The organism is Kitasatospora sp. NPDC057198, from assembly GCF_042670125.1.
Lineage (GTDB): Bacteria > Actinomycetota > Actinomycetes > Streptomycetales > Streptomycetaceae > Kitasatospora.
In genome coordinates, this window is the sequence record NZ_JBHUWH010000204.1 from 1 (window position 1) to 13,086 (window position 13,086).

The following is a 13,086-nucleotide window of genomic DNA, read 5'->3' on the forward strand; positions in this document are numbered from 1 at the left end:
GGTAGTTGTTTATACGAGCCCGCGGGGTGGGCGCCCCGTCGCGGCCGCCCCCTCCCGGGTGCGGAGCCCGCGTCCCACCGCTCAGCGGTAGTTCACGAACTGGATCGCGAAGTCCAGGTCCTTGCCCTTGAGCAGCGCCTGGACGGCCTGCAGGTCGTCCCGCGACTTCGAGCTGACCCGCAGCTCGTCGCCCTGGACCTGCGCCTTGACGCCCTTCGGGCCCTCGTCGCGGATGATCTTCGCGACCTTCTTGGCATCGTCGGTCGTGATGCCTTCCTTGATGTCGGCGAAGATCTTGTACTCCTTGCCGGACAGCTGCGGCTCCGCCGCGTCCAGCGCCTTCAGCGACAGCCCGCGCTTGACGAACTTGGTCTGCAGCACGTCCAGGATCGCCCGGACCCGCTCCTCGCCGTTGGCCTTCATCTCGATCTTCTCGCCGGACCGCTTGATCTCGGCGCCCACGTTCTTGAAGTCGAACCGGGTGGCGATCTCGCGGGAGGTCTGGTTGATCGCGTTGTCGACCTCCTGCCACTCGACCTTCGAGACGATGTCGAAACTGGAGTCGGCCATGGGTGTTGGTCTCCTTGCACTACAGGCTGCACGGTCGCGCCACCCGCCACCGGCGGGCGACGCCCCAGCCTATCCAGCGCTCCGGGCCCCCGCCCGCAACGGCCGCGCGCCGACCTTGATCACGACGTGACGTAACCGGGTGGCGAACCACCCCCCACCATCGGGTATCGTTTACGACGTCGAACGGGGCAGCGCTCCGCGAGACACCATCCCTGGCTGGTTGCCCGAGCGGCCAAAGGGAGCAGACTGTAAATCTGTCGCGCAAGCTACGCAGGTTCGAATCCTGCACCAGCCACCGGATAGTCACGTAGGCCCTGATCAGCAGAAATGCTGGTCAGGGCCTACGTGTGTAAGTTGATCACGGCGCTTTTGTGGGGCTGCCGTTTTACGGCCTTTGTCTCACTTGCATACACCTGGTCTCACTGCTGACCAGCGCGTACGGACCAGTCACGGACCAGGATCCGGAGGCGCGGCTGGCCGGGGGAGGGCGCTGGACCGCCGGGCGAGCCCTTGCGAGATGAGCGCGTTCGAGTAGCTCTCGGTGCCGTGCAAGCACTTCGCGTAGACCCGCAGGAGCACCACCACGCTGTGGCCCGCGCGCCGGGCGACCTCGGTCGGATCTACGCCGGAGTTCAGCGCGAGCGAAACCCCGGCGTGACGAAGGTCATAAGGCCGCTTGCCGAGCGGCGTCTCGCAGTCGGCGGGGGAGAGCACCTCCGCCCTGGCGCGCTTCCACACCACCCCGTAGCCGCTCTCCTGAACCATGCCGTCACGGGAGGTCCGGAACAGTCGGCCATCGGCGGCGGTGCCGTACGTCTCGATGTGCGTTCGGAGGATCGCCACCAGCTCCGGCGGTATCGGTACGGGCCTGGTCGCCTTGGCAGCCCGGTGCTTCAGGCCGCGTTTGTCGTGCGGTTCGCCGTCGTCCGTCCAGGACAATCCGACCCGAAGTTGGGTTTCATCCCGCTTGGGCCGGGCGCATCCATGGGACGTGGCCTGCTCCGCGTTTATTGCGACATTCGGACCAACTGCTTCCGTAGGCGGAGAACTGGCGCTGGCCACCTACCATCACACTTCACGAACAAGGTGGCATTGAGAAGGTGGGCACCAGGAGGCGATCCTTCTCGCTACTCAGACGCGTACGTTCCATCTCTGCAGGCGGCTCCTTAAGCGTTCGTCGTCAAGGATGCTTCGCGCCCAGGGAAGCCCCAACTGTTTGGTTTGGAACGGGCCTGGCGTGAACACCGTGTCAATGTTGTCAGACCGTTACTGGGCAACTCCACCCGCCAGCACCGCTGCGGCGAGGGCTTTGCCCGCGACGACTTTCACATCGAGTTCGACCGCAAGGAGATCGCCTGCCTACAGGGCCAGGTCAGCGCCGGAGGGCACGGCCCCTATCCGACCTCCTTGCCGACCGCAGCCCTACTGATCGTGGCCCGCTTCACCAGGAGCCAGCGCTAGCCCTGCCCGGGCCGGGCAGGGCCAAGCGCACCAGCTCCCGCGACGCCCAGCGCACCATCGGCTTTCCTCCGCGCGAACTGCAATTGCGCAACCGCGCCGACCAGCAAGAGCTGGCCTGGCACAAGCGATATGCGGTCCGATCCGGCATCGAGGGCACCGTCTGCGAGTTCGCCCACGGTCATGGCATGCGCCACTGCCGCTACCGCGGGCCGGCCAAGGCCCATCTACAACACATACTCACCGCCATCGCCGTCGACATCGAGCGCCTCAGCAAGCGGGCCCCTGACGAAAGCGCGCCCGCACGAACGCCGACAGCCTTCCAGGAGCACCTCGACCAGCGGGGCATCCCGCGCCTACGTTCTTGGCAAGCCGTCAGCTGACGCGGCAACGACCAAGATCCCCGACAGAGTCAAGCTCAGAGGATGTGGTTGATCTTCGTGAGATACTGATCGGTGAAGGTTCCCCACCACTTGCGGAGTTCCTTGTACTGATCGACAGGAGTTTCGTGCATGGATTCGGCCTTCGCATAGGCGACCAGGAGAAGGGTGATGGCCTGAACGGCTCGACGTGCTGTCGCCGGCGCCTCGGAGAGGCTTTCGCTTTCCTTCGACAGCGCCTTAAGGGGCTCATAGAGTTCCTGGTAGAACACGTGGCGTTCGTTTAGCCGGATGATTGTCTGACCTTCTAGGTGGGTGAGCTGGAAGAGGTCATCTCCAGGGACGTCTACCGTTTCGATGACGAAAGGGAGCTCTTTGATCTCCTGTACGTAGGCATCCTTCTCCTCCTTGCTCTTGTCTCGCCCGGCATCCTTTGCGAGATTTTCATATTCCTTCGCTACCTGTGCTTTTGTGAGGCTCGTTCTGGCTCGGCCCTTGGGCATGGTGCGGTCTGCGGCCTTGATGGCATGGGCCAGTGAGTTGTGCTCTCCGGAGTTTTTCGCGGCATCTCGATCGGCCTGTCCCCAGATTCGGTCGATCTCCTCGCGAACCCCAGGGATAATATTATTTGCGATATTCTTGAGTGTGCGGCGGAGCCCGTCGGAAGGGACCGCTCCGCGCTTGACATTGCGGACGCCCATCATGCGGTCGAGCTCGGGGGCGAAGTGGACCTCGAAGCCGATGTACCGGTCCTTGGTCTTTACTCCCCCCGGAAAGAGCTTGGCGACGAGGTTATAGTTGATTTCGCGGTCCAGGCGCATGAAGCTGATGGCGCCTTCGTTCTCCGGGATTCTCAACTTGGTCGCGAGGGCGTCGCCGCCAGCACCCTTGACACGTACGACCTCCGGCGGTGCCAAGGTGATGACAACACGTACTTCGTGAGTAGTTCCTTCTACCTTGACGGCCTTGTCGTGGAAGACCTGGCCTCGAAGGTCACCGGCTTCCTTGCCGATGGCCTTCAAGTGGTCGGTGAGGACCTGCTCGGCCCAAGTGCCCTTTTGGCGGAAGGTTGGGTCGTGTGGCTTGAGGGATACGCCGTCGACCTTGATGCGGATTCCGCCGCCGAGGAATGCGCGGAAGATGCGGGCCAGCTCTTTCTTCAGTTCGACGATGATGTGGTCCGGGGTGCTCCGGCCCTCATTGTCCGTAACCCTGTCGATCTTCGACCACACCACCATTGTGCCCGAGCCAGTGGGGAAATGCGGTTCCAGGTCGGCAGGCAGAGACTCATTGTCGGGAGGGGCGATACCAGCGGTACCGCCGTTCTCTTCGGCCTCGAGGGCCTCGTTGAGGTCGAAGACGACATGGCGAATCTCGTTGCTGCCCGTGACACGGGACCATGCGTCGATGCGAGTGCCGACGCTGAGGCCTGCGAGCTTGGCACCGACACCGAACTTGCCGATGGTCTTCTCGGACATGTAGCGCCTGGAGAAACCCAGCTGCAGGTAGTGGTGGAGTGTGTCGTCGTCCATGCCCGAGCCGTCGTCGACAAAGGCGATACGACTGAGAACCTTTTTGCGGTTCCGGAGTTCGGTCTTCGTGAGGATCTCGATGTTATTCGCAGCCGATTCGAGGCTGTTATCGATGACCTCGCCAACGGCGGAGGGGAAGTTGTGGCCAGACTCGCGAAGGCTGAGCAACGCTCGGCCGGAGAGGACGACTGGGATGACTCCTGAGTCGGTACTGGTCAATGGACGCTCCTGGTCTGAGGGGAGTGGGGACGGGAAAGCGCCTGGTCGAGGGCGCATTCGAGAGCCGACGCCTGGCAGAACGGGCAGAGGGGGGCGGCGTCAGCGGGGCTGGCGGGATGGGTGCGGCTGGCTGCGAAGAGGGTGACCGGCGGAGGGGTGCCAGCGGCACCAATAGGCTTCGGTCGCGTATGCCTGGTTGGGGTTGCGGGTCGGTGCGACGATGAAATGGGTCGCCACCCCTTGCAGGAAGCGGTGGCAAAGGCGTCGGTGCAGGTAGGTGTCTGACCTGCCCACATACAGCGGACGACACTCCGAGTGAACCGGATGGCCGTGGTGGGGGCGGTCTGGTCTGCGGAGGCTACGAGGACAGGGGCGCTGTTGGAGATGCTCACGCGGTGCCCTTCAACAAGGTCCGGGTCTGCTGGCGAAGAGCGCGGCGGGCCCGTTCGACGGTGGCAATCGAGACGCCCCTGCGGCGGGCGGATGCGGGCACGGTCTCCTGGTCGAGCATGTCCTGCAGGCACCCGGGCCCGTACGGGCCAAGGGTGAGGGCGAAGGCGTGCAGTTCCCGGAGGGTCTCGGCGATCAGAAACCGTGCCTCGGGGGTATCGTGGGTCACCAACTCAGCGCTGACCGACCCATCCACCCCCACTGTCGTTACCCGGCGTCGAGCGGGGTCGGGCAGCGGCCGGGCAGCCACGTTCCGGCGGGCGTTGCGCTTGGCACGGATGGTCGTTCCGCGCGCGTCGCGCATCACGTTTCGGGTCAGATGGTCCGCGTCGTCGGCCGCCCGGTCCTGGCTCAGGGCCAGATTCAGAGCGGTGTCGATGATGTCGAGGAACTCGCCATCCCACGGCCGAGACTTGGCCTTGTTCTGCAGACGGATCAAGACTTCAGAACGCACGCTGTCGTACTGGAGCATCGAGTGCCCCTCTCCTGGTGCCTGGCTGCTGTAGGCCAGACCCATACCGCTGTTACCCGCTCGCTCTTTGGTCGTCGTCGCCGTACGGTCGACTCCGGCATGAGCAGGCTTGTTCAAGTGTAAAGACAGGCACCGGTAACCTCCGGTGGCGTCCTCCACTGCCTAAGGGACCGCCAACTCGCGAAACCCCTCACGAGGTTGAGTTGGTGCTCCAGACAGGCGGCGGCTCTGGAAGCCAGAAGCTGCGCTCACGCAACGGATAGGCAGACGACCGGGGGCAGTGGGCATGCGGTGCGACAGGCTGTAGACCTGTCGCGCAAGCTACACAGGTTCGAACCCTGCATCAGCCGCTGGATAGCCAACGTAGGCCCTGATCAGTGGAAACGCTGCTCAGGGCCTACGCATGTAAATTGGACAAGCAGTTCCAGGGCAGCGGGTGCCTGCCGGGCAGAACGGGAGCCGTTCGACCCGGCAGAGCGTCATGCGGAGTGCCAAGCCTTCCGCATATGGTCCCGGACGTCCGCAGGGGCGGCGGACCTCTCGAAGTGACCCGCGGTCGTGCGGAACACACAGTCGATGCCGTAGCGGTGCAGTAGTGCGATGTCGTGGTCGATGGGACGGCTGGGGAAGAGCCCGGACAGCCGGTCGGTCGGCTGCGGGCTGTGCGGGGCGTAGTCGAGCAACTGCCCTAGGGCTTCACGGACGAAGCGGTGGGTGAAGCCGCGCTTCGCTTCGACGATCTCCGTGCCTTCCGGCCCCGTCAGGTGGAGGTCGGTGATACCAGCGGGAGTCCGCAACCGCTGGACGTCCAGCCCGGGAGTGTGGAGGCTGGAGACGTACTCGGTGACGAGGAGCGCCTCGGCGCGGTTGACGAGGACGGGCCCGGCATTGCGTTCGTACGTCGTCACGGGGGTGTGGAGGCATTCCACTGCGATGACGCGGGTCTCCGCAGGATCGATCAGGGCCCCCTCGGCGAGCGCTGTGGCCACTGCGGATTCCATGCCCGACAGCTGCCGCCGCTGAGAAGGGGTTTCGATGCCCAGCCCTTGCAGGATCTCCTCGGCCTTGGCACCCTCCAGGAGACGCAGTCCCATGAAGTTGTCGTTGGCGTTGAAGCTCGGGAGGGCCCAGATCTCCTCGTACGGGATCTCGGTCGGCTGGAAGGCGGCCAGGCTGTAGACGTTGCGCCAGCTGCCATTGTCGGGATCCTGGGACCACATGGTGTCGGCGAACGCGGCGTTTCGGAGCGTCACCCCGACTTCGCCGATGCCCCGCACCAGCTTGCCGCCGGTGAAGAGGACCACGTCTCCTGGGCGGAGCCGGTCCATATTCCGGTCCTGCACCTTCGTTGCGCCCCAGAACCGGGCCCGTCCGGTCGGGTGCACAGCCATCAGGCTGTCGAGCTGTCCCGCAGTCAGGGAGCTCACGTGCGGAGACTCCGCGAAGGGGACCTCCTGGTCCAGGGTGATGCGCCAGTGGCGGCGGGCAGCCGGGGTGCCGTACGAAGGCTGGATGGCGACGACGGTCATTCTCGAGGTTCCCCCAGGGGTCGATGCTGACGGGCGTAGTACCCGTTCGGTCGGCGGATCTGCGGTGCGGGACCAGTTAACGAAGAACCGCGGGCGTCTGTTCCTGGAGCGGTCGGAGCGTGCTGCTCCGGGCTCGTCAGCCGGGGTGGTTCTGGCGGGGGAGGGCCAGGGTGACGGTGTCGGCGAACTCGCGGACGGCGCTGGTGCGGGAGACGATCCGGCCGCAGTGGACGACCAGGCGGGATTGGCCGCCGGAGAGCGCGCCGGTCAGGCTGTCGCCGCGGATGGCGAGGAGCTCGGCGGGGAAGCCGGCGTCGACCCGGACGGGGGCCAGGCCGAGGGCGGTGCGGGCCTGGGCGGAGACGGCGTCGTAGGCGGCCTCGGGGGAGAGCGCCCCGCTCGCGGCGAGCAGACGGGCGGCGTCCAGCGGGTCGGCCCGGCCGACCGGGTTGGAGGCGTCCCGGAGGGCGCCGGTGCCGGCCGTGAGGGAGACCCGGGCGTGCGCCAACTCCCGTACCAGGGACGGGCGCAGGCCGATCGGCCGGTCTTCGAGGCCGGTGCAGCCGCCGTTCTGCGGCAGGCAGACCACCCGGATGCCCGCGCCGGCCAGGACGCCGGCGCCGCCGGGCGGCAGCGCGCTGCACGGCCCGACCGCGACCCGGGGCCGGTGCGGGGCCAGCGCGGCGGCCACCCGGGAGAGCTGGGCCCGGTCGGCGGCGTTGGTGTGCAGGTCGACCGGGCAGTCGGCCTCGGCCGCGGCCTCCAGCAGGACGTGCACGTAGCCGACCGGGTCCGGGTCGAGGTCGGGGCAGCCGCCCGCCGCGTCCGCGCCGAGCTTGAGCGCGTCCCGCAGCAGGGCCCGCCCGTCCGCCCCGGCGCGGCCGGTGAGCAGCCGGGGCATCGCGACGGCCTGCAGTTCGGCCAGGCCGCGCAGCGCCTGGCGGGCGGTGAGGACGGCCTCCAGCCGGGACAGCCCGTGCACGTCGCCGATCCGGACGTGGGTGCGCTGGGCGGTGGCCCCGTAGCCGAGCGAGGTGAGCGCGGACTCGGTGGCCCGGCGCACCAGTTCGGCCGCGCCGTCCTCGGCGGGCTCGGGCAGCGCGGCGGAGAAGGCGCTGTCGTAGTGCCCGTGCGGTTCGGCGGGGGCGGGCAGCAGCAGGTAGCCGGACAGGTCGATCCGGGCGCCGGTGGTCACCGTCGGCTGTCCGGGCATCGCGGGCAGCGGGCCGAGGCTGCCGACGGTGCCGACCGCCTGGATCCGGTCCCCGCTGATCCGGACGTCCACCACCCGTCCGTCCAGCAGCCGGGCCCCGGTGAGCAGCAGCACCGGCCCGTGCCCGAGCGGGTTGGCGGGCGGCGGCCGGTCGCCCTCGCTGCGTTCGCTCATCGGTCCGCTCCTCCAGTCCCGTCGACCGCCCGGCGGCCCTGGGCCGGTGCGGGGCGGCCGGCCCGCGGCGCACCCGTGGAGTGGTCACCCGGGGATCGCTCGGGAGATCTTGTGGGACCTCGGGAGACCTCGGGGGATCACTGACGGTCGAGCCTAGGCCGACCTCGGGCGCGACGGTCGGATGCGGGGCGCCCTGACGTGTCGGGACGTGTCGGGTGCGTTCCGGTTGCGGCGGGGGTCGAACGGGTGTCGGGTGACGGTGCGTCAGTGCGGGGCCGCCGACCTGCGGTGATCCGCCGCGGATACGGATTTCACCTCTGGCCCGGAACCGTGTAATCTCTTCCTCGTTCGCCCCTATAGCTCAGTCGGTAGAGCGTCTCCATGGTAAGGAGAAGGTCTGCGGTTCGATTCCGCATGGGGGCTCTGGTGAAAGGCTCCTCGCTCCGGTGAGGTTCCGATCATCAAAGCGGTGTAGCTCAGTTGGTAGAGCAAGCGGCTCATAATCGCTGTGTCACCGGTTCAAGTCCGGTCACCGCTACCCCGCGTAGTCGATCGGGGGGATTACTCCCGATCGGCTACTCTTGTCTGTGTTCTTATTCATTGTCCAAGGAAGGCACTCCCGTGGCTGCCACCGACGTCCGCCCGAAGATCACGCTGGCCTGCGTGGAGTGCAAGGAGCGGAACTACATCACCAAGAAGAACCGGCGCAACGACCCGGACCGTCTTGAGATGAAGAAGCACTGCCCGCGTTGCAACTCTCACACGGCGCACCGCGAAACCCGCTGACTTTGCCTCGTACTCCAGGCCGCACCCCGTTCGGGGCGCGGCCTGGAGTCGTGTCTGCATGACGGACCGGACGCACCACCAGAGGAGTTGCCCCATGCCACTCGACCCCTCGTTCATCGGGCGGACCTACCCGCCCACCGAGCCGTACGAGGTGGGCCGGGAGAAGATCCGCGAGTTCGCCGCCGCGATCGGCGACGCGAACCCGGCGTACACCGACGTCGAGGCCGCCAAGTCGCTGGGCCACCCGGACGTCATCGCTCCGCCGACCTTCCCCTTCATGCTGAGCTTCCAGGCCGCCGCGCAGGTGGTCAACGACCCCGAGCTGGGCCTGGACTACAGCCGGGTGGTGCACGGCGACCAGAAGTTCGCCTACACCCGCCCGGCGCGGGCCGGCGACCGGCTCTCCGTCACCGTCTCGATCGACGCGATCAAGTCGCTGGCGGGCAACGACGTGCTGACCGTCCGCGGCGAGGTCGAGGACGCCGGCGGCGAGCACGTGGTGACGTCGATCATGACGCTGGTGGCGCGCGCCGCCGACGAAGCCGGGGAGGAGTGACCGTGGCGGTCCGCTTTGACGAGGTCCAGGTCGGCACCGAGCTGCCGGCGCAGTCCTTCCCGGTGACCCGGGCGACGCTGGTGCAGTACGCCGGCGCCTCGGGGGACTTCAACCCGATCCACTGGAACGAGAAGTTCGCCCTGGAGGTCGGCCTCCCGGACGTGATCGCGCACGGCATGTTCACCATGGCCGAGGCCGCCCGGGTGGTGACCGACTGGGTCGGCGACCCGTCCGCGGTGGTCGAGTACGGCGTCCGGTTCACCAAGCCGGTGGTCGTTCCCAACGACGGGGTCGGCGCGACGATCGAGGTCACCGCGAAGGTGGCGGCGCTGCTGGAGGACGGCAAGGTCCGGGTGGACCTGGTCGCGAGCAGCGCGGGGCAGAAGGTCCTGGGCATGGCGCGGGCCGTCGTCCGGCTGGCCTGAGCCCGTCCGAGCCGGTGCGGGCCCCGGGGGCGGGGCCGGCACCGGGAGGGCTTGCGAAGTTATTGGCCAATCACTAATCTTCGGGTGTGGCCAGGAACAGCATGCGGATGTCCGCCGAGGAGCGGCGCGAGAGCGTCGTCCGGGCGGCCATGGTGGAGTTCGCCCGGGGCGGGTACCGGGGCACCTCCACCGAGGCGATCGCCCGCCGGGTGGGCGTCTCGCAGCCGTACCTGTTCCGGCTGTTCCCCAACAAGCAGGCGATCTTCGAGGCGGCGGCCGAGCACTGCATCGAGGAGACCTGGCGGGTCTTCGACCGCGCGTCGGAGGGCCTGACGGGGGAGGCCGCGTGCGAGGCGATGGGCGAGGCGTACCTCGGCCTGATCGCCGACCGCGAGCAGGTCATGATGCAGATGCAGATCTACGTTTCGGTGTTCGCGGCGGAGTCGGTCGGGGACAACGAGATCGGCGAGATCGCCCGAGCCGGCTGGCTCCGGCTGTTCGAGCGGATCCGCGACCGGCTCGGCGACCGGGTCTCGGCCACCGAGTTCATGGCGCACGGCATGCTGATCAACACCCTGGTGGCCCTGGGGTACCCGACCGGGCACGAGCTCTGGGAGGGCTTCGCGGAGCTCAACCAGCGGCGGGACGAGAAGGGCTGAGACGCTCCGCCGGCAGCGGCGGCGCGCCCTTTTTTCGGCCCGCGAAAGTTATTGATCAATCACAACCTAGGGGGAGAACAGAGATGAACAGGCAAGCCGTCTGGACCCTGGTGGTCGTCAGCACGGCCAGTTTCATGGCCGGCCTCGACAACCTGGTGGTCACCACCGCACTGCCCGCGATCCGCGCCGACCTGGGCGGCGCCCTCGCCGACCTGGAGTGGACGGTCAGCGCGTACACCCTGACCTTCGCCGTCCTGTTGATGTTCGGCGCGGCCCTCGGCGACCGCTTCGGCCGCCGCCGGCTGTTCCTCGGCGGCCTCACCGTCTTCACCCTCGGCTCCGCGGCCGCCGCGCTCGCCCCGAGCATGGGCACGCTGATCGCCGCCCGCGCCGTCCAGGGCGCCGGCGCGGCGGTCATGATGCCGCTCACCCTCACCCTGCTCACCGTCGCGGTGCCCGCCGCCAGGCGCGGCATGGCCTTCGGCATCTGGTCCGGCGTCAGCGGGCTGGCCGTCGCCACCGGGCCGCTGATCGGCGGCAGCCTCACCGAGCACTTCTCCTGGCAGTGGATCTTCTGGGTGAACGTCCCGGTCGGCCTGCTCCTGCTGCCGCTCGCCCGCACCGTGCTCGGCGAGAGCCGCGGCGAGAACCCCCGCCTCGACCTCCCCGGCACCGCGCTGGTCAGCGCCGGCCTGTTCGGCGTTGTCCTCGGCCTGGTCCGCGGCAACCCCGACGGCTGGACCGACCCGCTGGTGCTCACCGCGCTGATCGGCGGCACCCTGCTGCTTGCCGCCTTCGTCGGCTACGAGATCCGCTACGCGAAGCGGCCGATGCTGCCGATGCGGCTGTTCCGCAACCGGACGTTCAGCGCCGTCAACGCCGCCAGCCTGCTGATGTTCCTCGGCATGTTCGGCTCGATCTTCCTGATCAGCCAGTACTTCCAGGGCGTCAACGGCTACACCGCCGAACAGGCCGGCGTCCGGATGCTCCCGTGGACCGCCATGCCGCTGCTGGTCTCCCCGCTCGCCGGCATCTTCACCGACCGGATCGGCGGCCGTCCCATCGTGGTCGCCGGCCTCGTCCTGCAGGCCCTCGGCCTGGTCGGGATGGCCCTGCTCGCCGAGAACTCCGCCGGGTACGGGGCGCAGGTCCCGGTCCTGATGGTCTGCGGCACCGGGATGGCCCTGTACTTCGCGCCCACCGCCAACCTGGTGATGGCCAGCGTCCGGCCCACCGAACAGGGCATCGCCTCCGGTGCGAACAACGCCATGCGCGAGGTCGGCGGCGCGCTCGGGGTGGCCGTGCTCTCCGCGGTCTTCTCCGCCCAGGGCGGCTACGACAGCGTCGACGCCTTCACCGACGGGCTGGTCCCCGCCGTCCTCGTCGGCGCCCTCGCGATCGGGGCCGGCGCGGTCGCCGTCGCCTTCGTCCCGCGGCGGCGCGGCACGCGCGACCGGGTGGCGGCCGCGGAGTCCGTCCCGGCCTGAGGGAGAGGCCCCGCCGGGGGCTCGGGAGAGCACCACCAGGGGCTCGGGGAACGGCGAGGCCCAGGCTGCTGACGGTGCACTGCCGTTGCGTGCGGGGGCTTCGGGTTCTGTTCAAGGCACGCAGCAGCACGGACCTCCGGTGGGCTCCGGCCGTCAGCAGCACGGACTCGCCGTTCCCCGAGCCCCTGAATATGCCTCCCGCCGTTCTCGGCCGGTGCATCTCGTGGTCCTCGCCGGGGCTTGGCTTACGCTGGGGCGGTGATCGAGGAGATGGACGCGCCGCTGGCCCCGTTGACGACGCTGCGGCTGGGCGGACCGGCGCGGCGGCTGGTGACGGCGCAGACGGACGCCGAGGTGGTGGCCGCGGTGCGGGCGGCGGACGCGGCGGGGGAGCCGCTGCTGGTGCTGGGCGGCGGGTCGAACCTGGTGATCGGCGATGCCGGCTTCCCGGGGACGGTGCTGCGGATCGCCACCGAGGGGTTCGAGCTGGACGGGACGCGGCTGGAGCTCGCGGCCGGCGAGGTGTGGTCGGACGCGGTGGCCCGCACCGTCGCCGCCGGACTCGCCGGGATCGAGTTCCTGGGCGGGATCCCCGGCTCGGCGGGCGCGACGCCGGTGCAGAACGTGGGGGCGTACGGCCAGGAGGTCGCGGAGACCGTCACCGAGGTGGTCGCGTACGACCGCCTGCTCGGTGAGACGGTCACGCTGGCCGCCGCGGACTGCGCCTTCTCCTACCGGCACAGCCGCTTCAAGGCGGACCCGGACCGGTACGTGGTGCTGCGGGTGCGGTTCCGGCTCGCGGACGAGGGCGGACTGTCCTCGCCGGTGCGGTACGCCGAGGTGGCCCGGACGATGGGCGTCGAGGCGGGGGAGCGGGTGAAGCTGGCGGACGCGCACGCCGAGGTGCTGCGGCTGCGCGCCGGCAAGGGGATGGTGCTGGACGCGGCGGACCACGACACCTGGTCGGCGGGCTCGTTCTTCACCAATCCGATCCTGACGGACGACCAGTTCGCCGCGTTCACCGCGAAGTTGGGCGGACTGCGGGCGCCGAGCTACCCGGCGGGGGAGGGCCGAACCAAGACCTCCGCGGCCTGGCTGATCGACAACGCGGGCTTCGGCAAGGGCCACGGCAGCGGTCCGGCGACGCTCTCCACCAAGCACACCCTGGCCCTGACC

General features: G+C 68.6%; 13 protein-coding genes and 3 tRNA genes. 10 read left to right on the forward strand and 6 right to left on the reverse strand.

What is annotated here, in order from left to right; genetic code table 11:
- Positions 1-81: 81 nt before the first annotated feature.
- Positions 82-570, reverse strand: a complete 489-nt coding sequence (locus ACFUEL_RS22245) for a YajQ family cyclic di-GMP-binding protein (protein WP_033214088.1) — start codon at positions 568-570, stop codon at positions 82-84.
- A gap of 214 nt (positions 571-784) precedes the next feature.
- Here ACFUEL_RS22245 and ACFUEL_RS22250 point away from each other — a divergent pair.
- Positions 785-865: transfer RNA gene (locus ACFUEL_RS22250), tRNA-Tyr, on the forward strand.
- Positions 866-1,017: 152 nt separating this feature from the next.
- On the opposite strand, the gene ACFUEL_RS22255 is transcribed toward ACFUEL_RS22250, so the two are convergent.
- On the reverse strand, positions 1,018-1,509 hold the full coding sequence (locus ACFUEL_RS22255) for a hypothetical protein (RefSeq protein WP_380238265.1): 492 nt from the start codon (positions 1,507-1,509) through the stop codon (positions 1,018-1,020).
- A 605-nt stretch (positions 1,510-2,114) separates the two neighbouring features.
- Here ACFUEL_RS22255 and ACFUEL_RS22260 point away from each other — a divergent pair.
- Complete coding sequence (locus ACFUEL_RS22260; RefSeq protein WP_380238266.1) at positions 2,115-2,411, forward strand: transposase; 297 nt, start codon at positions 2,115-2,117, stop codon at positions 2,409-2,411.
- Between the two features lie 35 nt (positions 2,412-2,446).
- On the opposite strand, the gene ACFUEL_RS22265 is transcribed toward ACFUEL_RS22260, so the two are convergent.
- From ACFUEL_RS22265 to ACFUEL_RS22280, 4 genes are all read right to left on the reverse strand, one after another.
- Positions 2,447-4,159: an ATP-binding protein gene (locus ACFUEL_RS22265; RefSeq protein WP_380238268.1), complete on the reverse strand. Its 1,713-nt coding sequence runs from the start codon at positions 4,157-4,159 to the stop codon at positions 2,447-2,449.
- 388 nt (positions 4,160-4,547) lie between these two features.
- Positions 4,548-5,081: a hypothetical protein gene (locus ACFUEL_RS22270; protein WP_380238270.1), complete on the reverse strand. Its 534-nt coding sequence runs from the start codon at positions 5,079-5,081 to the stop codon at positions 4,548-4,550.
- A gap of 479 nt (positions 5,082-5,560) precedes the next feature.
- Positions 5,561-6,610 carry a hypothetical protein gene (locus ACFUEL_RS22275; protein ID WP_380238272.1) on the reverse strand — a complete coding sequence of 350 codons (1,050 nt, stop codon included), beginning with the start codon at positions 6,608-6,610 and terminating at the stop codon, positions 5,561-5,563.
- Between the two features lie 136 nt (positions 6,611-6,746).
- Positions 6,747-7,997 (reverse strand): hydrolase, encoded by a 1,251-nt coding sequence (locus ACFUEL_RS22280; RefSeq protein WP_380238273.1) that lies wholly within the window; start codon positions 7,995-7,997, stop codon positions 6,747-6,749.
- A 350-nt stretch (positions 7,998-8,347) separates the two neighbouring features.
- On the opposite strand from ACFUEL_RS22280, the gene ACFUEL_RS22285 reads away from it, so the two are divergent.
- From ACFUEL_RS22285 to ACFUEL_RS22320, 8 genes are all read left to right on the forward strand, one after another.
- Positions 8,348-8,420 (forward strand) — tRNA-Thr (locus ACFUEL_RS22285).
- 42 nt (positions 8,421-8,462) lie between these two features.
- Positions 8,463-8,535 (forward strand) — tRNA-Met (locus ACFUEL_RS22290).
- A gap of 83 nt (positions 8,536-8,618) precedes the next feature.
- Entirely contained in the window at positions 8,619-8,783 is a 165-nt protein-coding gene (rpmG, locus tag ACFUEL_RS22295; RefSeq protein WP_006604855.1) for a 50S ribosomal protein L33, read from the forward strand.
- Positions 8,784-8,877: 94 nt separating this feature from the next.
- Complete coding sequence (locus tag ACFUEL_RS22300) at positions 8,878-9,339, forward strand: MaoC family dehydratase N-terminal domain-containing protein (protein ID WP_380238275.1); 462 nt, start codon at positions 8,878-8,880, stop codon at positions 9,337-9,339.
- On the forward strand, positions 9,336-9,764 hold the full coding sequence (locus tag ACFUEL_RS22305) for a MaoC family dehydratase (protein WP_380238277.1): 429 nt from the start codon (positions 9,336-9,338) through the stop codon (positions 9,762-9,764). Before ACFUEL_RS22300 ends, ACFUEL_RS22305 begins: the two co-directional genes overlap by 4 nt.
- Before the next feature lie 107 nt (positions 9,765-9,871).
- On the forward strand, positions 9,872-10,423 hold the full coding sequence (locus ACFUEL_RS22310; RefSeq protein ID WP_380238281.1) for a TetR/AcrR family transcriptional regulator: 552 nt from the start codon (positions 9,872-9,874) through the stop codon (positions 10,421-10,423).
- Between the two features lie 83 nt (positions 10,424-10,506).
- Positions 10,507-11,910, forward strand: coding sequence for a DHA2 family efflux MFS transporter permease subunit (locus ACFUEL_RS22315; RefSeq protein WP_380238279.1), 1,404 nt, complete (start codon positions 10,507-10,509; stop codon positions 11,908-11,910).
- A 261-nt stretch (positions 11,911-12,171) separates the two neighbouring features.
- On the forward strand, positions 12,172-13,086 hold a 915-nt coding region (locus ACFUEL_RS22320; protein ID WP_380238283.1), incomplete at its 3' end, for a UDP-N-acetylmuramate dehydrogenase.

Bases quoted from the DNA above. Each gene is read 5' to 3' on its own strand.
- ACFUEL_RS22300 (WP_380238275.1), top strand. From the start codon at position 8,878: ATGCCACTCGACCCCTCGTTCATCGGGCGGACCTACCCGCCCACCGAG.
- ACFUEL_RS22275 (WP_380238272.1), bottom strand. From the start codon at position 6,610: ATGACCGTCGTCGCCATCCAGCCTTCGTACGGCACCCCGGCTGCCCGC.
- ACFUEL_RS22280 (WP_380238273.1), bottom strand. From the start codon at position 7,997: ATGAGCGAACGCAGCGAGGGCGACCGGCCGCCGCCCGCCAACCCGCTC.
- ACFUEL_RS22310 (WP_380238281.1), top strand. From the start codon at position 9,872: ATGTCCGCCGAGGAGCGGCGCGAGAGCGTCGTCCGGGCGGCCATGGTG.
- ACFUEL_RS22270 (WP_380238270.1), bottom strand. From the start codon at position 5,081: ATGCTCCAGTACGACAGCGTGCGTTCTGAAGTCTTGATCCGTCTGCAG.
- ACFUEL_RS22245 (WP_033214088.1), bottom strand. From the start codon at position 570: ATGGCCGACTCCAGTTTCGACATCGTCTCGAAGGTCGAGTGGCAGGAG.
- ACFUEL_RS22315 (WP_380238279.1), top strand. From the start codon at position 10,507: ATGAACAGGCAAGCCGTCTGGACCCTGGTGGTCGTCAGCACGGCCAGT.